Annotated in this window: 20 protein-coding genes; 16 read left to right on the top strand and 4 right to left on the bottom strand. The window is 50.3% G+C overall.

Going from position 1 to position 22683, the window contains the following annotated elements; genetic code table 11:
* The first annotated feature begins 120 nt into the window (after nt 1–120).
* The 7 genes from rsxA to nth all read left to right on the top strand — a co-directional run bounded on the left by rsxA (nt 121) and on the right by nth (nt 7188).
* Nucleotides 121–702 (top strand): electron transport complex subunit RsxA, encoded by a 582-nt coding sequence (gene rsxA, locus ABT58_RS17635; protein ID WP_047875759.1) that lies wholly within the window; start codon nt 121–123, stop codon nt 700–702.
* A 1-nt stretch (nt 703) separates the two neighbouring features.
* Nucleotides 704–1294 carry an electron transport complex subunit RsxB gene (gene rsxB, locus ABT58_RS17630; protein ID WP_047875758.1) on the top strand — a complete coding sequence of 197 codons (591 nt, stop codon included), beginning with the start codon at nt 704–706 and terminating at the stop codon, nt 1292–1294.
* A gap of 2 nt (nt 1295–1296) precedes the next feature.
* Nucleotides 1297–4035, top strand: a complete 2739-nt coding sequence (gene rsxC / locus ABT58_RS17625; protein WP_047875757.1) for an electron transport complex subunit RsxC — start codon at nt 1297–1299, stop codon at nt 4033–4035.
* Between the two features lie 2 nt (nt 4036–4037).
* Nucleotides 4038–5084, top strand: a complete 1047-nt coding sequence (gene rsxD / locus ABT58_RS17620) for an electron transport complex subunit RsxD (protein ID WP_047875756.1) — start codon at nt 4038–4040, stop codon at nt 5082–5084.
* 9 nt (nt 5085–5093) lie between these two features.
* Nucleotides 5094–5726 carry an electron transport complex subunit RsxG gene (gene rsxG / locus ABT58_RS17615; protein ID WP_047875755.1) on the top strand — a complete coding sequence of 211 codons (633 nt, stop codon included), beginning with the start codon at nt 5094–5096 and terminating at the stop codon, nt 5724–5726.
* A 5-nt stretch (nt 5727–5731) separates the two neighbouring features.
* Entirely contained in the window at nt 5732–6424 is a 693-nt protein-coding gene (locus ABT58_RS17610; RefSeq protein WP_047875754.1) for an electron transport complex subunit E, read from the top strand.
* A 122-nt stretch (nt 6425–6546) separates the two neighbouring features.
* Entirely contained in the window at nt 6547–7188 is a 642-nt protein-coding gene (gene nth, locus ABT58_RS17605; RefSeq protein WP_047875753.1) for an endonuclease III, read from the top strand.
* A gap of 91 nt (nt 7189–7279) precedes the next feature.
* On the opposite strand, the gene ABT58_RS17600 is transcribed toward nth, so the two are convergent.
* A complete protein-coding gene (locus ABT58_RS17600; protein WP_047875752.1) occupies nt 7280–7639 on the bottom strand; it encodes a hypothetical protein in 360 nt (119 codons plus the stop codon).
* Nucleotides 7640–7841: 202 nt separating this feature from the next.
* A complete protein-coding gene (gene motY / locus ABT58_RS17595) occupies nt 7842–8726 on the bottom strand; it encodes a flagellar protein MotY (protein WP_047875751.1) in 885 nt (294 codons plus the stop codon).
* 201 nt (nt 8727–8927) lie between these two features.
* On the opposite strand from motY, the gene rnt reads away from it, so the two are divergent.
* The 3 genes from rnt (at nt 8928) to ABT58_RS17580 (ending at nt 12969) form a co-directional block, all read left to right on the top strand.
* Nucleotides 8928–9596: a ribonuclease T gene (gene rnt / locus ABT58_RS17590; RefSeq protein ID WP_047875750.1), complete on the top strand. Its 669-nt coding sequence runs from the start codon at nt 8928–8930 to the stop codon at nt 9594–9596.
* Nucleotides 9597–10021: 425 nt separating this feature from the next.
* Nucleotides 10022–11269 (top strand): outer membrane protein transport protein, encoded by a 1248-nt coding sequence (locus ABT58_RS17585; protein ID WP_047875749.1) that lies wholly within the window; start codon nt 10022–10024, stop codon nt 11267–11269.
* A 377-nt stretch (nt 11270–11646) separates the two neighbouring features.
* Complete coding sequence (locus ABT58_RS17580) at nt 11647–12969, top strand: Na+/H+ antiporter family protein (RefSeq protein ID WP_047875748.1); 1323 nt, start codon at nt 11647–11649, stop codon at nt 12967–12969.
* Nucleotides 12970–13231: 262 nt separating this feature from the next.
* Here the strand turns inward: ABT58_RS17580 and ABT58_RS17575 are convergent, their stop codons facing one another.
* Nucleotides 13232–13564 carry a Grx4 family monothiol glutaredoxin gene (locus ABT58_RS17575; RefSeq protein WP_047875747.1) on the bottom strand — a complete coding sequence of 111 codons (333 nt, stop codon included), beginning with the start codon at nt 13562–13564 and terminating at the stop codon, nt 13232–13234.
* Between the two features lie 345 nt (nt 13565–13909).
* Here ABT58_RS17575 and sodB point away from each other — a divergent pair, with 345 nt between their 5' ends.
* Entirely contained in the window at nt 13910–14494 is a 585-nt protein-coding gene (gene sodB / locus ABT58_RS17570) for a superoxide dismutase [Fe] (RefSeq protein ID WP_047875746.1), read from the top strand.
* A 101-nt stretch (nt 14495–14595) separates the two neighbouring features.
* Here the strand turns inward: sodB and asd are convergent, their stop codons facing one another.
* On the bottom strand, nt 14596–15717 hold the full coding sequence (gene asd, locus ABT58_RS17565; protein WP_107205099.1) for an aspartate-semialdehyde dehydrogenase: 1122 nt from the start codon (nt 15715–15717) through the stop codon (nt 14596–14598).
* Between the two features lie 779 nt (nt 15718–16496).
* Between asd and nhaC the strand changes: the two genes are divergently transcribed.
* The 5 genes from nhaC to hcp all read left to right on the top strand — a co-directional run bounded on the left by nhaC (nt 16497) and on the right by hcp (nt 22549).
* Nucleotides 16497–17939 (top strand): Na+/H+ antiporter NhaC, encoded by a 1443-nt coding sequence (nhaC, locus tag ABT58_RS17560; RefSeq protein ID WP_047875744.1) that lies wholly within the window; start codon nt 16497–16499, stop codon nt 17937–17939.
* Between the two features lie 597 nt (nt 17940–18536).
* Entirely contained in the window at nt 18537–19259 is a 723-nt protein-coding gene (locus ABT58_RS17555; protein ID WP_047875743.1) for a nucleoside recognition domain-containing protein, read from the top strand.
* Nucleotides 19259–19720 (top strand): YjiG family protein, encoded by a 462-nt coding sequence (locus ABT58_RS17550; RefSeq protein ID WP_047875742.1) that lies wholly within the window; start codon nt 19259–19261, stop codon nt 19718–19720. The genes ABT58_RS17555 and ABT58_RS17550 overlap by 1 nt, the downstream gene beginning before the upstream one ends.
* Before the next feature lie 75 nt (nt 19721–19795).
* The gene (locus ABT58_RS17545) at nt 19796–20917 is read left to right on the top strand and encodes a M20 family metallopeptidase (RefSeq protein WP_047875741.1); all 1122 of its coding nucleotides are present in this window, start codon (nt 19796–19798) and stop codon (nt 20915–20917) included.
* A gap of 288 nt (nt 20918–21205) precedes the next feature.
* A complete protein-coding gene (gene hcp / locus ABT58_RS17540) occupies nt 21206–22549 on the top strand; it encodes a hydroxylamine reductase (RefSeq protein ID WP_047875740.1) in 1344 nt (447 codons plus the stop codon).
* The last annotated feature ends 134 nt before the right edge of the window (nt 22550–22683 follow it).

The raw sequence follows: 22683 nt of genomic DNA, 5'->3' as shown, positions 1-22683 counted from the left end.
ATCAATACGTTGGTGTTGTGAAATGTGCGTTACAGGGAAAAACCCTGCCCGGAGGGAGTTGTTAATGACGTCACAAAGGAAGATAATACAAGGATCTTTTGCAAACAGTATTTTGACGGTATGACTGAATACCTACTCCTCCTCGTAGGTACAGTGTTGGTTAACAACTTTGTACTCGTAAAATTTTTAGGTTTATGCCCCTTCATGGGCGTCTCCAAAAAACTTGAAACCGCCATTGGTATGGGGTTAGCCACCACGTTCGTGCTAACGCTGGCCTCTGTGTGTGCCTATTTGGTAGAAACCTACATCCTTGTCCCGCTGGGCATTCAATATTTACGTACCCTAAGCTTCATTTTGGTGATCGCGGTGGTCGTGCAATTTACCGAAATGGTGGTGCACAAAACCAGCCCGACGCTTTACCGTTTACTGGGTATCTTCCTGCCATTGATCACCACCAACTGTGCGGTACTAGGTGTCGCGCTACTGAACATCAATGAACGTCACAACTTCATTGAATCGGTGATTTACGGCTTTGGTGCAGCGGTTGGCTTCTCTTTGGTGTTAGTCCTGTTTGCCTCGATGCGTGAGCGTATTGCAGCTGCCGATGTACCGGAGCCGTTTAAAGGCGCATCCATTGCGATGATCACCGCCGGCCTGATGTCGCTGGCGTTCATGGGCTTTACTGGATTGGTGAAATTGTAAGATGAGCGGATTACTTATCGCGGTGATTGCCATTGCAGCCCTTGCCGCTATCTTCGGTCTCCTGCTGGGCTTTGCCTCTATCCGTTTCAAGGTAGAAGCAGACCCTATCGTTGAACAAATCGATGCCATTTTGCCACAGACCCAATGTGGTCAATGTGGTTACCCGGGTTGTCGTCCGTACGCAGAAGCCATTGCCAATGGTGATGCGATCAACAAATGTCCTCCGGGCGGCCAACAGACCATAGAAAAACTGGCTGATTTGATGGGCGTGGAAGTACAAGAGTCTGCCCACGATCCAGAGAAAAGCGTCAAGAAAGTCGCTTTTATCCATGAAGACATGTGTATTGGCTGCACCAAGTGTATTCAGGCCTGTCCGGTCGATGCCATTGTCGGCGGCACCAAAGCCCTGCATACCGTCATTAAAGACGAATGTACCGGCTGTGATTTGTGTGTGTCTCCTTGCCCGACAGACTGTATTGAGATGATCCCGGTAGAGGCGACACCTGACACCTGGAAATGGGATTTAAACCAGATCCCTGTGGTGAATCTGCCTGTTGACTCGGTTGAACATAAAGAAAGCGCGGTGAAGTAAGCATGCTGTCAATTATCGAACAAATTAAACAAGGTCAGCTGTGGGACTTCCCTGGTGGTATTCATCCGCCAGAAAACAAAACCTTATCCAGTCGCACACCGATCATCCAAGCAGGGATCCCTGACGAACTCGTCCTGCCGCTGAAACAGCACATTGGTACCAAAGGTGACATTCTGGTCGCAGTAGGCGATCAGGTCCTGAAAGGTCAACCGCTGACCCAAAGCGACATGAGTATGTGTGTGCCGATCCACGCGCCAACATCCGGTACCGTGACGGCCATTGAAGCACGCACCACGGCGCACCCCTCTGGCCTGACCGATCTGTGTATCGTGATCAAAAGTGATGGTCAGGATACCTGGGCACCACAAACTAAAATTGCCGATTACACGGCCATGGAGCCGGGTGATCTGATTGATACCATCCGCCTGAGCGGCATTGCAGGCCTTGGTGGCGCAGGTTTCCCGACCGGTCGTAAGCTACAGGGTAGCTTGGGCTTAACGGATATCATGATCATCAACGCGGCAGAATGTGAACCTTATATCACCGCCGATGACCGCTTAATGCAAGATTACGCGCAAGAAGTGATTGAAGGTATTCGTATTCTGCGCCACATCGTCAGCCCGAAACTGACGCTGATCGGCATTGAAGACAACAAACCAGAAGCGATCAAAGCGCTAGAACAGTGTGTCACGCCAGAAGACAACATTCTGATCCGCGTGATCCCAACCAAATATCCGTCAGGCAGTTCCAAGCAATTGGTCAAACTGCTGACCGGCCGCGAAGTGCCATCGGGTGGCCGCTCATCTGCTGTCGGTGTCGTGGTACAAAACGTCGGTACCGCTTTTGCCGTAAAACGTGCGGTTGTTGATGGCGAGCCATTGATTGAGCGTGTCGTGACACTAACCGGTGAAGCCTTTAAAGATCGCGGTAACGTGTTTGCACGTCTGGGCACGCCGGTCGCTTATCTGTTGGATAAGTACGGCTACCAACCTGACAAGAAATACCCGCGCGTGATCATTGGTGGTTCATTGATGGGCTTTACCCTGCCCCACGCCAATGTGCCAATCACGAAAATCACCAACTGTATTCTGACGCCGAAGCGCCGCGAACTGCCGCTGCATAACCACGAAATGGCATGTATCCGTTGTAGTGCGTGTGCCGATGCGTGTCCAAGCTCCCTGCTGCCACAGCAGTTGCAGTGGTATGCCAAAGACAAAGACTACGCCAAGTGTGAAGAATACAACCTGTTCGACTGTATCGAATGTGGTGCGTGTGCGTACGTGTGTCCAAGTGAAATCCCACTGGTGAATTACTACCGTCAGGCGAAAGCAGAAATCTATGCCCGTCGTCAGGATGAAGCCAATGCGGAACGTGCAAAACAACGCTTTGAAGCCAAACAAGCCCGTTTTGAACGTGAAAAAGCCGCCCGTGAAAACCGCTTTAAGAAAGCCGCTGATGATCGCCGTAAAGAAATGGCAGCTACTGGCGGTGACGATGCGGTTGCCGCCGCCATTGCCCGTGTGAAAGCCAAGCAAGCCGCCGCAGCGACTGGCCAAGACGCCGACAAGAAACCCGCTGTTGCAGCGGCGATTGCACGCGCCAAAGCCAAACAGGCAGAAGCGGCGAAAGCCGGCACTACCGATACCGCACAGCCGGACAACAGCGAAATGGCCAAGCTGCGTGAAGAGCGCAAACGCGAGGCCCGCGAACGTAAAGCAGCGAAACTGGCGGCAGAGCAGAACGCCTCCTCTGACTCAGCAGCAGAAGCTGCACCATCCGGTGACGCGAAGAAAGATGCCGTGGCCGCAGCCATTGCTCGTGCCAAAGCCCGTAAAGCAGCACAGGCTGGCAATGCGGATGCCACAGAAAACGCAGCACCGGCTGCTGACGCTGCAAACAACGATGCGGATCCGAAGAAAGCTGCCGTGGCCGCTGCCGTAGCGCGCGCTAAAGCCCGTAAAGCAGCACAGACTGGCAATACAGATGCCGCAGAGAACACAGCACCGGCTGCTAACGCTGCAAACAACGATGCGGATCCGAAGAAAGCCGCCGTCGCTGCCGCCGTAGCCCGTGCCAAAGCCCGTAAAGCGGCACAGGCTGGCAATGCGGATGCCACAGAGGACACAGCTCCTGCTGCTGATGCTGCAAACAACGATGTAGATCCGAAGAAAGCCGCCGTCGCTGCCGCCGTCGCGCGTGCCAAAGCCCGTAAAGCAGCACAAGCTGGCAATGCGGATGCTACAGAGAACGCAACACCGGCTGCTGACGCTGCAAACAATGATGCGGATCCGAAGAAAGCGGCTGTCGCAGCTGCCGTCGCGCGTGCGAAAGCCCGTAAGGCAGCACAGGAAGCAGCCAAGGCGCAAGAAGCGGATAAAGCGGAAGCGCCGACTAACGAACCTGTTGTTGATTCAAGCAATGGTGATAAAGCGTCGGATGCTAACGCGTTGAATGCAGACGCCTCTGAACCGGTTGATCCGAAAAAAGCGGCTGTCGCCGCTGCCGTAGCGCGCGCCAAAGCCCGCAAAGCGGCACAGCCTGTGACTGACAACGACGTTTCTGACGTGGTTCCAGACACGGTTCCTGAAACAGCTCCTGATGCCGTTGTTGAAACGGCAGCGCCTGAAGCGATTGATCCAAAAAAAGCAGCAGTAGCAGCAGCGGTAGCCCGTGCCAAAGCACGCAAAGCCGCGCAAGAAGCAGCCAAACTTGCTGCACAAGAAAAAAATAAGGAAAACTAACGGTGGCGTTTAATATTACCAGCTCACCCCATGCCCACAGCCGCCGCAGCACCAGCAGCCTGATGCGCACGGTGATCCTTTGTTCGTCACTGGGTGTTGCCGCCCAGTGTTACTTCTTTGGTTGGGGTGTATTAATCCAAGTGGCACTGTGTGCCCTGCTGGCGGTGATCGCCGAAGCTGGCGTACTGTTACTGCGCCGTCGCCCACTGATCCCGTACCTGCGCGATAATACCGCATTGCTAACGGGTGTATTGATTGGCTTGGCTATCCCACCGCTGGCACCTTGGTGGATCAGCGTGATTGGCGTGTTCTCTGCCATCATCATTGCCAAACATCTGTACGGCGGTTTGGGGCAGAACGTCTTCAACCCGGCGATGGTGGCGTACGTGGTCTTACTGATCTCGTTCCCGCTGCAAATGACGACCTGGCTGCCGCCATCTGCGATCAGCGCACAACCGGTCAGCCTGATTGACAGCCTGTCAGCCATCTTCACCGGCTTTACGCCAGACGGCTTCAGCGTCTACCAGCTACGTTTAGGCGTCGATGGTGTCACCATGGCGACGCCATTAGATACGCTGAAAACCTCACTGACCACTGGCCACACCACCACCGAAATTCTGTCGGGTCCGGTATTTGGCACCTTGGCCGGTCTGGGTTGGGAATGGGTAAACATCGGCTTTTTGATCGGTGGCCTTATCATGCTGAAAATGCGTGTGATCCAATGGCACATTCCGGCTGGCATGCTGGGTGGCTTGTTTGTCATGAGCACTGTCGCGTTTTTAATCAGCCCGGATACCACCGGCTCACCGCTGTTCCACCTGTTCTCAGGGGCAACCATGCTGGGCGCATTCTTTATCGCGACCGATCCGGTGACAGCGTCAACCACAGTGAAAGGTCGTCTGATCTTTGGTGCGTTGATCGGGGTGTTGGTGTACCTCATCCGTACCTTTGGCGGCTTCCCTGATGGGGTCGCGTTTGCTGTGTTGCTGGCCAATATGTGTGTACCGTTAATCGACTACTACACCCGTCCGCGTACGTTTGGTCACTAAGGAATTACCATGCTGAATGCAATGAAGAAAAACGGTGGCATTCTGGCTATCTTTGCCTTGCTATCGACCAGTTTGGTCGCGGTCACCCATTTAATGACAGCCGACAAAATTGAAGAACAACAACAAAAGCAGCTGCTGAAAATTTTGAATCAGGTTGTCCCTGCGGCAAACCACGACAATGAGTTGTACAAAAGCTGCACCTTACTGACTAATGAAGCGGCACTGGGTACCACAACACCGATGCCGGCCTACATTGCTGAGAAAAACGGTCAGAAAACCGGTATGGCCATTGAAGCCATAGCCCCTGACGGTTACAGCGGCGCGATCAAGCTGATTGTTGGCCTGGACCAACTTGGCGTGGTTACCGGCGTGCGCATTCTGAGCCACAACGAAACACCGGGACTGGGCGACAAAATTGAAACCCGTGTCAGTAACTGGATTGACAGCTTCACCGGCAAAAAAGTGAACGGCGCAGACGATGCTCGCTGGGCGGTACGCAAAGACGGTGGTGAATTCGATCAGTTTACCGGCGCCACTATTACACCGCGTGCGGTAGTGGGTGCGGTGAAGCGCGTGTCTCTGTACTACCAGAACAACCAAGCGGCGTTGTTTGCACAACCACTGAACTGTCAGGGGGAATAAGTGCCATGAATAAAGAATTGATGAAAAACGGGTTATGGAACAATAACCCGGCCATTGTCCAGCTGCTGGGTTTGTGTCCGTTGCTGGCTGTCTCGGCGACTGTGACTAACGCCTTGGGTCTGGGTCTGGCGACCACGGCTGTATTGATCGGCTCAAACCTGATTGTGTCACTGGTACGCCAGTGGGTGCCATCTGAAGTGCGTATTCCGGTGTTTGTGATGATCATCGCGGCACTGGTGACCTGTGTGCAGTTGCTGATGAACGCCTACACCTTTGGCCTGTACCAATCACTGGGTATCTTCATTCCGTTGATCGTGACCAACTGTATCATCATTGGTCGTGCAGAAGCCTTTGCCTCTAAAAACGATCCGCTGCCAGCGGTACTGGATGGCCTGTGGATGGGTCTGGGTATGACGGCAGCATTGGTGGTACTGGGTGCGATGCGTGAAGTGCTGGGTAACGGTACCCTGTTTGACGGTGCAGATCGCCTGCTGGGTGACTGGGCTTCCTCATTACGCATTGAAATCTTTAACTTTGACAGCAGCTTCTTGCTAGCGATCTTGCCACCGGGTGCCTTTATTGGCGTTGGCTTTATGATCGCACTGAAAAATGTTATTGATAAGAAACGCGCACAGAAAGCGACGCATTCACAATCGAAGCCAGTGATTGAACGCGCCCGCGTAAGCACTACCGATTAACCGCATTTTACGCCACTAATCGGCTTGCCGTGGCTGATGGAACAGCCACGGACACTGCCCTAAGCAGACAAATACACCATAAATAAAACGATAAACACTGTTGGCTTTGACTGGAAGTATGTATGAACAATGAAAAACGCGTTCAGATCCTTGAACGTCTACGCGCAGAAAATCCCCATCCGGAAACCGAGCTTAACTGGAGTACGCCGTTTGAATTGCTGATCGCCGTCTTACTGTCTGCGCAGGCAACAGATGTTAGCGTCAACAAAGCCACAGACAAACTGTATCCAGTAGCCAATACACCACAAGCCATCCTAGATTTGGGTGTAGATGGCGTCAAAGAATACATCAAGACCATCGGCCTGTTTAACTCCAAAGCCGAGAACGTCATCAAGACCTGTAAAATTCTGCTGGAAAAACACGGCGGAGAAATCCCAGAAGATCGTGACGCCTTAGAAGCACTGCCTGGCGTAGGCCGAAAAACGGCGAACGTGGTACTGAACACCGCGTTTGGCTGGCCGACAATCGCGGTTGATACCCACATTTTCCGCGTCTCAAACCGCACAAAATTTGCGATGGGGAAAAACGTGGATGAGGTTGAGCAGAAGTTACTGAAAGTGGTGCCAAAAGAATTCAAAGTGGATGTACACCACTGGCTGATCCTGCACGGTCGTTACACCTGTATCGCCCGTAAACCCCGCTGTGGCAGCTGTATCATTGAAGATCTTTGTGAATACAAAGAGAAGGTCTACCCTGCCGAGTAAACGCGCTGCACATCTGGCTACTCACGCACACGCCGCATAACAGACATGCGGCGTGTTTGTTTCTATGCTGAACGTAAACCACCGACAGTGGTTATTCGACCTTACCAAAGTACTCAGTCACCATCGCACGATACGCTTCATCGTCACTGGTTGGGTCGTTATATTCAATGGAATAGTACGGCATGATGCTGTCTTTCAATTTTTCAGCGAGCTGTAACTCCAGGTTATCCACACTCACCGTACTGGTCACTTCATAGGTTTCGGCGCGGTTCAGCCCCATTTCTTTGGCTTGTTCCACTGTGATCTTCTGGGCTTTCACTTTCTTCGCCAGTTCAGATTCCACTTTCGTAACATCACTGTCGACCACCACATCATCACCGGCAACTGCCGTACCCGCACTGATTGCGGCTCCCAACCCTACGCTTAAGATAAACATCCCTAGTTGTTTCATAGTCCACCGCCTTTCTTACTCTATTGTGATTATGGTGCCATGTAACAAGTTGCAACCCGGCACAAAATAACTGTAGTGCGCCCGCTTGATGACGCCGTTGCAAAAGTAAGAAAGCGCAGGGGGATCACAGTACGACCACACGCGCTCAACAGGCGTAAAAAAAGAGGCATTGCGCCTCTTTTCTTTCTGCCAGCTATAAACACTAAATCAGGGTACGCCCCAGCGATATCACCACGCGGCGGTTTTTGTTTCGACCAATTGGCGTCGAGTTATCGGCCACCGGACGACGCTTACCATAGGCTTCGACCTGAATACGGTTCTTTGGCAGCCCCATCGCCATGAAATACTGCTCTAGCTTGGCAGCACGACGTTCCGACAAGGCCTGATTCACCTGCTTGCCCCCTTGAGAGTCGGTGTAAGTGGCCACCAGCACCAAGTCCACATCATCGCTGTAGCGAACAAAGTCGGCGATTTGTGCCAAGCGCTGTTGTGAGGCTTTATTCAGCTCTTCACTGTCTTGGGCGTAATGCAGTACCGTAAAGGCGATATCTTCAAAGCTGTATGGCAGCAAGTTATCAATACACTGGCTGAACTGGTTATACGCAGTTTGGAAAGCCACGGCTGACAGTGACACTTCAATGCGCTTATTGCGGTGTTGCCAGTCCTGATAACTGAATGTCGGATAACGTCCCGTTTCTAATTCCGATAACATCGACCACGCCATTTGCCCGCCGATGTAGCCGTCGAACTGCTTAAAGAAGGTGAGTGTCGTGATTGACTCTGCCGCTTCCCCCGGCATCCAACGCGGCGGCATCGACACCAGATTCACGTTGCGGGTTTCCCCCATCGGACGACGCATTTTCAGTTCAAAATCCAGATTGAGCTTTTTGCTGGCGCGGGACGTAAACTGTGCTTCCCCATAGTTAGGGATAGCATGCAGCATGCGGCACTCTAACGGTGTATCCACCGCCACTTTCCAGGACGATTGCGCCGGCTCTGCCACATAAACTTGTTTTGCTGCGACGCCACTACTCAATACTAAACTGATTGCGGCAATACCGCAGGCGGTCAATGATGTTTTCGCCATTATCTTGCAGACCAATGCTGTTCTCTGGGTCGCAAGTGTGCTGCGACGTTTCGGATGGGTTACGTATTGTATCGGAATCGACAGAAAAATCTTTAACCTTTCCCGCCACGCCATCCGCTTTCTGCCCTGTCACCTAAAGGTTTAGCTCCGCGCCGGAATCTGACATAATGTTCTATTCCCTTTATTTTTGCCCACAGAGCTATGAGCCAAGATAACGAACTAAATACATTGAAAAGTCGCTTTCGCGGTTACTTCCCTGTCGTGATTGACGTTGAGACTGCTGGTTTCAATGCCAACACTGATGCTTTGCTGGAAATCTGTGCGGTAACGTTACAGATGGATGAGGATGGTTGGTTGAAACCGGCCACCACGCTGCATTTCCATATCACACCGTTTGAAGGTGCGATCATCCATAAAGAAGCCCTTGAGTTTAACGGTATCCGTGATCCGTTCAGCCCATTACGTGGTGCGGTGTCTGAAGAGACGGCACTGAAAGAGATCTACAAGCAGATCCGTAAAGAACAAAAAGCAGCGGGTTGTTCGCGTGCCATCATGGTGGCGCACAATGCCAACTTTGACCACAGCTTTACCATGGCGGCGTCTGAGCGTGCCAAATTGAAGCGCAACCCCTTCCACCCGTTCGCCACATTTGATACGGCGGCATTGAGTGGCTTGGCCTTCGGTCAAACGGTTCTGGCAAAAGCGTGTGCGACCGCCGGGATCCCGTTTGATAACAAAGAAGCCCATTCTGCCCTGTACGATACTGAACGTACCGCAGAACTCTTCTGTGAAATTGTAAACAAATGGAAAAAACTGGGTGGCTGGCCTGTGGTTGCCCCTCAAACAGACGACGTAGAAATCACCGAGTAATTCAAACACGGTTAAACGTCCATTTATGCTCTCAGCCCTTATCACAAGGGCTGTTTTCTTCCTCTCTCGAACACCCTGTTTTTTATTTTCTCCTGTTTAAAACACCCGTACGATTATGAACAGCGCTACTGTGCCCTACCACACAAATCAACCGTTACATAATCAGCTACACACATTGTTACACAAGTTTAACATTTTGACTTTCAGCCTCTATACTGACTGAACTGTTTGCGTATATTTCATACAAATACAACGCATTAGCATTTCTGTTATCTTTTCGAATTGCTAGCCCTATTTGCTAACCCTGCGTAAACAGTCAATCGCCTGATCTTTTATTCAAGGATCGAATACCACACGATCATCCATAAGAGGCAAACAGAACAATGATTAGACTTCACGCCGGCCCTTCTCATTCCTGTCGTTCCATGCGTCACGCTCGTTTACTCGCCTTATCCGCCACCATCGCTGCCCTTGGCGGGAGTCCATCAGTACTGGCAGCGGGCTTCCAAGTTAACGAACACTCAGCATCCGGCTTAGGTCGTGCATTTTCCGGTGATGCGGCCATTGCCGACAATGCAGCGGTCCTCGCCCGTAACCCGGCCGCCATGGCCCTGTTTGACCGCATGCAGCTTTCCGGCAGTTTATCGGTGATTGACCCGTCCATCGATGTCTCAACCGTTGATTTCCCCGCCCCTGAAAGCTACAACAATATCGCCCCTGCGGCGGTCGTACCGGCTGCGTTTTTCATTCAACCACTGGATGATCAGTTTGCCTGGGGGATCGGCATCTTTTCCAATTACGGTTTCTCTACGGATTACCCGACCGATGCCTTCTTTGGTTCATTAGCCGGTAAAACCGAACTCCTGACCGTCAATATCAACCCGAGCGTATCGTGGCGCATCAGTCCGCAATTCAGTGTCGGTGCGGGGGTATCGCTGGTGTATGCCGATGCCGAACTCAATCGCCACTTTGGCGGATTAGGTCTCCCTTTGAATATTCCCGCCAGCCAAACCTTACTGAATCTTAAAGGGGATACCTGGGAATGGGGTTGGAACATCGGGGCCTTGTGGGAGCTGGATGACGATAATCGCTTCGGGCTTAGCTACCGCTCACAGGTGGATTTGGATTTCGATGGTGAATTTACCGATTACTCCACACAGATCGTGTCCGGCTCCAGTCCGGCAACGCCGATCACTGTCGACGGTTCACTGAGTGTGCCGCTGCCTGCCATTGCTGAATTCGGTGGCTTCCACCAACTCAATAACCGCTGGGCTGTCCATTACGGTATTCAATGGACACAGTGGAGTGAATTCAAAGAGCTCAAAGCCACCAGCGCAGATTGCGCCGGCAACACCTGCTTTATCAAAGAAGAAAGCTACGATGACAACGTCCGCTACTCGGTGGGGGCCACCTATAACCTGAACCCGGATTGGATTGTGCGTGCAGGCTTTGCCTTTGATGAACAAGCGGGTGAGCCAACCCTGAGCATCCCAGACACCGATCGCTACTGGTACTCTGCCGGCGCAACCTACACCTACAACAGTGATTTAACGTTAGATATCGGCCTCACCTATCTGTACGGCAAAAGCAGCACATTCACCGAAGAAGGCTTTACTTTCAACAGTGAAAACCATGCTTGGCTGGGCGCGGCACAGCTCAACTACCGCTTTTAGTTGATCGCACATTGTGCAAGCGCCCCACAACGGCTAGTCCCTCACTCACACCCCTCTCTATCGCCGCTGACTGATAAGCGGCGATTTTTTATTCATCCCATCTCGGTCAATGTGATCAAGCACGGTTTTTACACCCGCCTTTTTCCTCATCGCGCTAGACTGCTTTTATTGACAATTCAGTACGTTGTCCGCCGCAATCCCTATAAATAAGGAATTAAATTCCGTTTTCGTATGATTTTTTCCTCGACATGTTGTCATTTTTCAGCAAACTGGATGTTTTTAGGCTAAATTGCCGAAAATAATTAAAAACAATTACACATTTAGTGTAGAAATCGTGCAAATTATATCGACATAACACAACGGACGGATCTTAGTTTATGAACCCTGTAGTAGTATCGGTATGCGTCATGCTTTTACTCGCGTTGTTGCGGGTGAATGTCGTGGTAGCGCTTACCTTCAGTGCCATTGTCGGTGGCCTGATCGGCGGCATGTCTTTAACAGACACGGTTGCTGCCTTTGAAAGTGGCTTGGGTGGTGGTGCAACCACTGCATTGAGTTATGCCATGTTGGGTACCTTCGCAGTCGCGATTTCGCGCTCAGGTATTACCGATGTGTTGGCACAAAAAGTGATTAAACGTCTCAGCGGCACCGAGAACGCAGCAGCAGCAACTGGCGTGAAATATTCTGTTATTTCCATTCTTGCGCTACTTGCCATCTCTTCTCAGAATGCTATTCCTGTGCATATCGCGTTCATTCCAATCGTGATCCCGCCACTATTGCATGTTTTTGCCAAACTGAAGCTGGATCGCCGTCTGATTGCCTGTGTACTGACCTTTGGTCTGGTTACGCCGTACATGCTTTTACCGGTCGGTTTTGGTGGTATCTTCCTGAACAACATTCTGCTGAAAAACCTGCATGACAATGGGTTGGATGTAACGGCAGCACAAGTGCCGTACGCGATGATCATCCCGGCGGCAGGCATGTTGTTTGGTCTGCTGGTCGCCGTCTTCTTTAGCTACCGTAAGCCACGTGAATATTCCGTAGAAAAAATTCTGGCAAACGAGCCAGAGCACAAAACCATCAACATGCGCCATGTTTACATTGCTATCGTGGCAATCGTGGCGGCGCTGGGTGCACAGATCTACAGTGGTTCGATGATCATTGGTGGTTTGATGGGCTTCATGGTGTTCACATTTGGTGGCGTGATTAAGTGGAAAGAAACCCACGACGTCTTCACCAAAGGCGTACACATGATGGCGATGATCGGTTTCATCATGATCGCGGCAGCTGGTTTTGCCTCGGTAATGAAAGCAACGGGCGGTGTAGAAACGCTGGTTAGCTCACTGGCTGACGTGATTGGTAACAACAAGCCACTGGCGTCACTACTGATGTTGGTTGTTGGTCTGTTGGTGACCATGGGTATCGGTTCGTCGTTCTCGACCATTCCTATTCTGGCGACCATCTACGTACCACTATGTATCACATTTGGTTTCTCACCAATGGCGACCATTGCCCTTGTGGGTACAGCAGCTGCACTGGGTGATGCGGGCTCACCAGCCTCTGACTCTACCTTGGGTCCAACATCGGGTCTGAATGCCGATGGTCAGCACGAACACATCTGGGAAACGGTCGTACCGACCTTTATCCACTACAACCTGCCACTGATTGCCTTTGGTTGGTTGGCGTCGATGGTACTGTAAGCCCGACTCCCGTCTGTTATCAGACACTATCATCAGGCAAAGGGAACTGTCTGATTCAAAAGACCGCTGCGGCGGTCTTTTTTATTGCCTGCCACACCGGTTTGTCACAGAAGACGGGGCAACACCGTCTCTTTGCTTTCTCTCTATATGCGTCAATACCTGCCACACACGTTTTACAGGCAAAAAAATACCCCAACCAAGGTCAGGGTATCATCTCGCTTTAACAAGTCACACAAGGCGGCCTGTTAACGCATAAACCGCATTATTCAGCAGATGCTGCGCGCTCAGCCGCTTCTTTGATCAATGGCTGTAGTTCGCCTTTCTGGAACATCTCGATGATGATGTCACAACCGCCGATCAACTCACCTTCAACCCATAGCTGTGGGAACGTTGGCCACTGTGCGTAAGCCGGTAGTTCAGCACGGATATCTGGGTTCTGTAGGATATCGACATAGGCAAATTTTTCACCACATGCCATCAGCGCTTGTGCAGCCTGAGATGAAAAACCACAGCTTGGTAGTTTTGGGGAGCCTTTCATGTACAACAGAATAGAGTTTTCTGCGATCTGCTGCTTAATTTTGTCGATAGTTTCCATAGCTTCCTCTTTACGACTTTTATAAGTTGTCTCTTACACTCATCATTTTACTGTGTCCCGCACCGGAAAAAAACGCCTATTTCTTTTGTGGGTATTTTTTCCTTCTCAGGCGAAGCCAATACTGGCTTCATGCTGACATAACCACCATTTTGCCTATCTTTTTTTACGCCAGCTCTTTTAATAAAGAAAAAACTTGCTAAAATGGTTTCACCGTCACAAAACATCATCTTGCACAGGTAACGTCGCAGAGATGGGACGAGTCAGTTTCAAATAATAAGTTGGTTAAAGCCAACTGGAAGCAATGTCGAGGGGGCGCTCCCCCAAACCAACACGGAGAATCGAGCAATGGCTTTTGAATTACCCGCTCTACCATACGCAATCAACGCACTTGAGCCACACATCTCTCAAGAAACGCTTGAGTTCCACCACGGTAAACACCACAACACATACGTAGTGAAGCTAAACGGCCTGATCGAAGGCACTGAGTTTGCTGACAAATCACTAGAAGAAATCGTGAAGTCGTCTACTGGTGGCGTATTCAACAATGCTGCTCAAATCTGGAACCACACCTTCTACTGGCACTGCCTAAGCCCAAATGGTGGCGGTGAGCCAACAGGTGCGGTTGCTGACGCAATTGTGGCTTCATTCGGTTCTTTCGACGCATTCAAAGCGCAGTTCACTGATTCTGCAATCAACAACTTCGGTTCATCTTGGACATGGTTGGTGAAGAACGCTGACGGCTCTCTGGCTATCGTGAACACGTCTAACGCAGGCACACCACTAACAGAAGAAGGTGTAACACCACTTCTGACTGTTGACCTGTGGGAACACGCTTACTACATCGACTTCCGTAACGTACGTCCAGACTACATGGGTGCTTTCTGGGCACTGGTTAACTGGGAATTCGTTGCTCAGAACCTAGCGGCTTAATCGCTCAAAGGATCACGGCTCACGCGATGTGGGCCGATAATAAAAACGCCTGCTTGATGCAGGCGTTTTTGTTTGTGTCTGATTGTCGACAACCCAGTGTATTACACCGAGTATTTTTCAGCCAGAATAATGCGTAGTGTACGACGTAGTGGCTCTGCCGCACCCCACAATAGCTGGTCACCCACGGTAAACGCATTCAGGTAATCATCACCCATCGCCAGTTTACGCAGACGGCCAACCGGAATAGACAGCGTACCCGTTACTTTGGTTGGGCTTAGCTCTTGTACCGTTGTCTCGCGATCGTTCGGGATCACTTTTACCCAGTCGTTGTGAGAAGCAATGATCGCTTCTACTTCATCCAATGGGACATTCTTCTTCAGTTTCAGCGTCAGTGCCTGGCTGTGACAGCGCATTGCACCGATACGCACGCACGTACCATCGATTGGAATTGGGTTGTTATCCAGCCCCAGAATCTTGTTGGTTTCTACTGAACCCTTCCACTCTTCTTTGCTCTGGCCATTGTCACGCTTCACATCAATCCATGGGATCAATGAGCCCGCCAATGGTGCACCGAACTCTTGTGACGGGAAGTCTGCTGAACGCATGGCTTCTGCCACTTTACGATCGATGTCCAGAATAGAAGTCGCAGGGTTTGCCAACTCGCTGGATACTGCATCGTTGATCACGCCCATCTGGCTGATCAATTCACGCATGTTCTTCGCGCCCGCACCTGATGCAGCCTGATACGTTTGTGACGTCATCCACTCCACCAAGCCTGCTTGATACAGACCACCCACTGCCATCAGCATCAAGCTAACGGTACAGTTACCACCTGCAAAGGTGTTCACGCCACGGTGAATACCGTCTTGCATTTGCGTAAAGTTAACTGGATCCAGTGCAATAATCGCTTCGTCTTTCATACGTAGCGTTGATGCCGCATCAATCCAGTACCCTTTCCAGCCAGCCTGACGCAATGCTGGGTACACTTGTTCGGTATAGCTACCGCCCTGACAAGTAATAATGGCATCCAGCTTCTTCAAGCTTTCCAGATCAAAGGCATCTTGTAGCATGCCTGCATCTTTACCAAAATTCGGAGCTGGGATCCCAATTTGAGAGGTTGAAAAGAACACCGGCTCAATCACATTGAAATCGCCTTCTTCAACCATGCGCTGCATAAGGACAGAGCCCACCATGCCACGCCAACCCACTAAGCCTACTTTCATCATGTGCACAACACTCCCTGATCATTATCTATCGGTATAACTATTGACAATGCACCCTCACATCCTTGTTGAGCGAGTCGGTGCCGATAGTTATAACGACAGCCATTACATTTGGCGTCAAACCAGAATACAAACAAACGGATAATATGCAATAAATCTGAAAGAAAAATCACCACAAAATATACAAAACGCATAAAAGAAACACGTTTCAGTATGTTATGCAACCATTTCTCATCGTATTTGCCATTATCATAACTGGCTAAAAAAACGTCTTACAAACATCTATTCGGGCAAGAATACCGCATGAATACATACCTTAAGACCATAAAAAATCAACACGATGGGTAAAAACAACTAAATAAAGCAAAAAATAATAGCCTCATAATTTTGATCCTTTCGCCACATATTGATAACCTAGTCCACCTTTGCGAAAACAAAATATTATACTGCCTTAATCTGGATTATATGGAGAAAAAATCCGCCTATGAACGAATGTTTATAAATGGACACATTTAAACACAACAGTTAAAACACAAGCAAAACACAACACAAAAACGCTAAATTAACAAAAATCCAAATTATAACTATGATTTTTAAGCGTTTGGACTTGATGACTGGATGAAGTCACATAAATAAACATTATCTGTCGCTGCTCCGACCACATTCGGCTAGATTAGCAACGACTCGCATATGTTTTGGTTTCATTCATGATTAGCCTCGCACGGATTGCGTGTGAAGGCTTGTTCTTTATACAGGCTCGAACTGACAAGGTTAGAAGTATGAACACACAGACTGTAAAACTGCCGTCGATCACACAGGTAGTGATTGCCCTGGGTATTTTTCTTGCGCTGGCATTCTCTTTCACCGCACAACTTAACTTACCGATCCAACTGGCACTCTATATTGGCTGGTTCGTGATCATGGCGCTGGGTATCAAACTCGGCCACGACTACAAATCGCTAGAAAAAGCCGCCACCAAAGGCATCGCAAACGGCCTTGGCGCTGTACTGATCCTACTGGCTGTCGGTGCATTGGTCGGCACCTGGATTGCCGGCGGTATCGTACCAACGATCATCTACTACGGTCTAAAAGCCATCCACCCTTCTATCTTCCTTTTGGCGACCATGTTGATCTGTTCAATGACCGCACTGGCAACCGGTACCTCTTGGGGTGCCGCCGGTACAGCGGGTATTGCCATGATGGGTATTGGTCAAGGCTTGGGGATTCCTGCGCCAATGACCGCCGGTGCCGTGCTGTCAGGCTGTTACTTCGGTGACAAGATGTCACCACTGTCTGACTCGGTGATCCTGGCGTCTTCTATGTCTAACGTAGAAATCGTTGAACACATTAAAGGCATGCTGCCAATCGCGCTGATCAGCTACGTGATCACCGGTATTCTGTTCACGGCTGTCGGTTTCCACTATGCGGGCAGCGTAGACATGTCTCAGGTTGAAACCGTGATTAAAGCGATGGAAGAGCAGTTTGTGATCTCTCCATTCTCGTTTGTACCGGTCATCATCGTCTTGGCGCTGCTGGCGATGCGTCTGCCGTCTTTCCCGGTGATTTCGTTTGGTTCGCTACTGGGTATCGTATGGGCGGTAATGGTACAGGACATGGACTCTCTGCAAGCGTTTAACACCGCATGGGCACCGTTCTCTATCGACTCAGGCATTAGCTTCATTGACGCCATCCTTAACCGTGGTGGTATGTCGTCCATGCTAAGCTCGGTGGCAGTGATCGTGTTTGGTCTGGGCTTTGGTGGCTTGCTGGATAAAGTAGGCGTACTGCAAACTATCGCGCAGCTGTTTGAGAAGCGTGTGAACTCAGCAGGTAGCCTGTCTGTATCAACCATCGCAACGGCATTCCTGGGTAACGTGTTTGGTTCTGCGATGTATGTATCGCTTATCCTGACACCGAAGATTTGTGCGAAAAACTATGACCGTTTGGGCTACCAGCGTAAGAACCTGTCTCGTAACGCCGAGTTCGGTGGCACACTGACATCTGGTATGGTGCCTTGGAGTGATAACGGTATCTACATGGCGAGCATTCTGGGTGTGGCGACGTTCTCTTACGCCCCATTCATGTGGCTGAGCTTCGTGTGTATTCTGGTGACCATTATCACCTCTTACATGGGCTGGTTCGTGGATCGTTGTCCACCGGTTGCAGAAGCGACAGCATCTGCGGAAGACGGCGAGGTTGTTGCTCAGCAGCAGACAGCTTAATCGCTAATCCCTCTCAAAAGAGCACGCTTTGTCGTGCTCTTTTTGTTTCTGCCTGCTGCCTTTTACACGCTTCCTGCATCCCACATTTTTTCTCAGCTTTCTCTAGGCTTTCTCCCTCCTTTGCCTGCTTTCTGGCTTCCCCAATACCCGTCATATCAAGCCACGACAAAGCGGTTATCCGTCACAATATTGACAGTTTTTATCCACCAGTACTGCTTTTTACTTTAGATACTCATTACTATGCATAAAGGAGGAGAAATCCTTTCTTACCATCATTGAAAACATTGTTTTCACGAAAGCAAACCAATTAATTAATAAAGAAAAAACAACTCATCATCTGTTTTTATTCTCACCTCTTTTATTAATGGTTGTGAATGATTTATTAATGTAGATCAAGATCACAAATTAGATCCTATCTTCCCTTTATAGCACTTTTCAGTAGCACAGATTGACCCCTGTCAATTTTCTCCCTGATTAATAAGCGAAAATAAGCTCGTTTCTATATTTTCAGTAACCTTTTGCGTCTTACACGATATGAAAGATTGTGAACTGTTACCGATGGCCAGTTTGGCGTTTTTGATTCCTAAGAGGTTATATATGAGCAATCCCGCAGATCAGGGTCGCAAAGTCACGGTAGGCAGTTACATTGCCCTCGCCTTTGCCATCATCTTTTTCTCAGGCGCACTACAGTCTAATCAGTGGTACGGTGTGTTTGACTTCACAACCCTAAACGGTTCTTTCGGTAGCCTTGTGCATTCCGTGAATGAAACCGCAGACGGCGTACAAACAGCCAGCACCAGCATGCGTGGTAAAGGCGGTAGCGGTGCACGTGACGGCTTCATGTTCGCACTGACACTGATCCCAACTGTCATGTTCGCACTGGGTATGATTAACGTTCTTGAGCACTACGGTGCCCTAGACGCGGCACGTAAACTTTTGACACCTCTTCTACGTCCGCTAATGGGTATTCCGGGTAGTACTGGTCTGGCTCTGATTGCCTCGTTACAAAGTACTGATGCCGGTGCCGCTATGACCCGTCAGCTTAAAGATGAAGGACACCTGACCAAGCGTGAAGCTGACGTCTTCACCATGTTCCAGTTCTCTGCCGGTGCCACCATTGTTAACTTCTTCTCTTCAGGTGCTGTGCTATTTACGCTATCCAACATGGACGGTACACCTGCTGTAACGTCTTCTATCGGTTTGGCGGTTATCGTGATGTTCGCGTTCAAGTTCGTAGGTGCAAACCTATTCCGCGTTTACCTGAACATGACAGAAGGTAAAGCAGACAAGAACGAAGCACTACAAACGGAGAAAGCATAATGAGCGCAGCTAAAAAACCAATGGTAACTGACATTTTCGTTGAAGGTGCGAAGAAAGGCTGGACCATCGCGACCATGTCTACCGTGCCTAACGTTCTGATGGCTTTCGTTATCATCAAAGCCCTACAAATCACTGGCGCACTAGACCTAATGGGCAGCATCTTCTCGCCAATCATGGCAGTCTTCGGCCTGCCAGGTGAAGCTGCAGCAGTACTGATCGGCGCATGGATGTCGATGGGCGGCGCGGTAGGCGTTGTGATCACGCTATTTGACGCAGGCATTCTTAACGGTAGCCACATCGCGATTCTTGCGCCAGCTATCTACCTAATGGGTTCTCAGGTGCAGTACCTTGGCCGTATCTTGGGTCCTATCGGTACTGAAGGCCGTTACATCCCAATCATGATCGCAATCTCTGTGGTTAACGCCTTCGGCGCGATGCTGGTGATGAACCTGTTCGTTTAATTCTTTTCAAGAGGAGGTTCGGCCTCCTCTTTTTCCTGTCGCTATTCAAGCCCCAAAAGGGTTTCAGGAGCTATTATGAGTTTCTCTCTACCAGATTACTTGGAAGAACTACGCCCACTGATCAACGTTGACTGCGGTACCCTGACTAAAGACGGTATCGAAGTGATCGCTAACCAGATGGAACAAAAATACCTAGATCTAGGCTGGAACGTTAAGCGCGTTGACTGTGGTATTGCAGGAACCGGTCTTGAAGTACGCAACAAGCCAGAAGCAGAACACATTGATGTGATGCTAATCGGCCACATGGACACTGTATTCCCAGTAGGTACTGTGGCTGCACGTCCAATGACACACGATGAAAAACGTGCGTACGGTCCTGGCGTATCAGACATGAAATCTGGCTTGCTAAACATCGTTTACATGCTGCGTGAACTGGACAAAGAAACACTGGATAAACTGTCTATCTGTGTGTGCATGAACCCAGACGAAGAAATCGGCTCTCTACACTCTGAAGAGTGGCTGAAGAGCGTTGCCGTGAATGCGAAAAACGTATTGGTTGCAGAAGCAGCACGTGCGGACGGCTCTCTGGTAAAAGCACGTAAAGGCATGGCGCGCTACCGCCTGACATTTGCAGGTAAAGCAGCACACGCAGGTAACGATCCACAAAGCGGCCGCAGTGCGATCACTGAAATGGCAAACTGGATCCTGGCGGTAAATGCACTGACTAACTTTGAAACCGGCACCACACTGAACGTGGGCGTGGTGAAAGGCGGTGCAGGTGCGAACATCGTACCGGATCACGCTGAAGCGGTTGTGGATGTGCGTTTCTGGGACAACGATGAATACGCCGCAGCGGACGCAACACTGCGTGCACTGACTGAAACGCCATTCGTAGAAGGCGTACAGATCACTGTTGAACGCGAAGCACACAAGCCATCAATGGTACCGTCTGAGAAAACACACGCTCTGATGGCACTGGTTGAAGAAGCGGGCCGCGAAGAAGGCATCGACATCACATGGCAAGAAGTGGGTGGCGGCTCTGACGCAAACCTGACGGCTGTGATGGGCATCCCGACACTTGACGGTTTGGGCCCTGTCGGCGCTGGCTTCCACAGTGCTGATGAATACCTGGATCTAGAAAGCATTGCACCGCGTATTCAGCTTCTGAAGCGTGTAATGAACAAACTAGCACAATAATTGTGCATTAAGCGCAATACTCCGTGATACTCAGGGCGCTCAGGCGCCCTTTTTTATGCCTGTTTCTCTGTCTTCCCTGCTGTATCTCTTGCTCCGCCCTTCCCCATCATTTCTCTCACATATATGGCACTTTGTGCTGTGGATCCCCTGTCTCACCCCACAAAGTTACATCTAAAATGCATGTTATTTTTAAAAACTGATCCAAATCAATGAATCACAACCTGCACAGCCGTATCCTTTGCTTTATAAGTTGCAAAACAAATATACCTTTAAAAAAAGGATGCAGTAATGTCGAATCTAGCAATGTTCTGTCACCAGTGTTCCATGGCGCAATCGGGCGGTTGTGGTAGCAGCGGTAAAACCCAAGGCACGTGTGGTAAAGATGAAAACCTGTCACGCCTGCAAGATATTATGATTTTTGGCCTGAAAGGCCTGTCTGCGTACCGTACCCATGCCAATGATCTGGGTGCTGACACCAAAGCGATTGATGACGTCATTGCAGAAACCCTGTACTTCACCCTGACCAATGTGAACTTCAGCTTTGACCAACACATTGCCCAGCTGATGAAAATCGGCGGTGCCGGTAGCGAAGTGATGTCTCGCCTGGGTGAAGCGCACCACAACCGTTTGGGTGTCCCTACACCGGTTTGTGTGCCGCAGAACAAAGCGGAAGGTAAAGGTATTTTGGTGACCGGTCACGATCTTGACCTGCTTGAGCGTCTGTTGATTGCCACTGAAGGCACCGGCATCAATGTGTACACCCACTCTGAAATGCTGCCAGCACACGGCTACCCAGAGCTGCGTAAATACAGCCACCTGAAAGGTAACGTGGGTAAAGCCTGGTTTGATCAGAAGAAACTGTTCCAGCAGTGGAACGGCACCATCATTGTGACCACTAACTGTATCGTGCCACCAACAGGCCGTGCCGATTACGCCGACCGCCTGTACAGCTACGGTATCGTAGGTATCGACAACTGCCGCCAGCTTGAAAACGATTTTGCACCAATCATTGAGCACACGCTGAGCCTGCCGGACATCGAAGGCTTTGACAGTGATGACACCATCATGACCGGCCACAACTACAAAACCATTCTGGGTCTGGCTCCACAAATCCTAGATGCGGTTAACGCAGGCAAAATCAAACAGTTCTTCGTGGTAGCTGGCTGTGACAAGCCGGGCAAACAAAACGACTACTTCCGTGAATTGGCGCTGTCGATTCCACAAGACTGCATCATTCTGACATCGTCTTGCGGCAAGTTCCGTTTCAACGACCACGATTTCGGCACCATTCCGGGCACAGAGATCCCTCGTTACCTTGACCTTGGCCAGTGTAACGACAGCTACGGTGCCGTGATGATTGCTCTCGCACTGAGCGATGCCATGGGTGTGCCGGTGAACGATCTGCCTGTCAACATCGTGTTGTCGTGGATGGAGCAAAAAGCCGTGCTGATCCTGCTGGCCCTGTTCAATCTGGGTATCCAAAACATTTACTTGGGTCCAAACCCACCGGAATTCGTGAACGAAGCGATCTTTGCTTTCTTGCAGCAGCAATTTAACCTGCAACTGACCGGCGATGCCCAAGCCGACCTGGAAAAAATGCTGAACCCTCAGCTGACGGTGGTTGAGGTCTAAGCACCTCCTCGCCTCGGTGCCATCCCATCCCACTGCGGACGGGATGGCACCCGCAATATACCCATTCTCTTCGAGGAGCCTTTCAGGAATCTTCTCCTCTGTGTTTTTACAGTGCCCGTTCACTGGAGTTCACT

It is taken from the genome of Photobacterium aphoticum (assembly GCF_001029435.1).
Classification (GTDB): Bacteria; Pseudomonadota; Gammaproteobacteria; order Enterobacterales; family Vibrionaceae; genus Photobacterium; species Photobacterium aphoticum.
The sequence above is the reverse complement of the archived record's forward strand: the minus strand, read 5'-3'. Positions and strand labels throughout refer to the sequence as shown.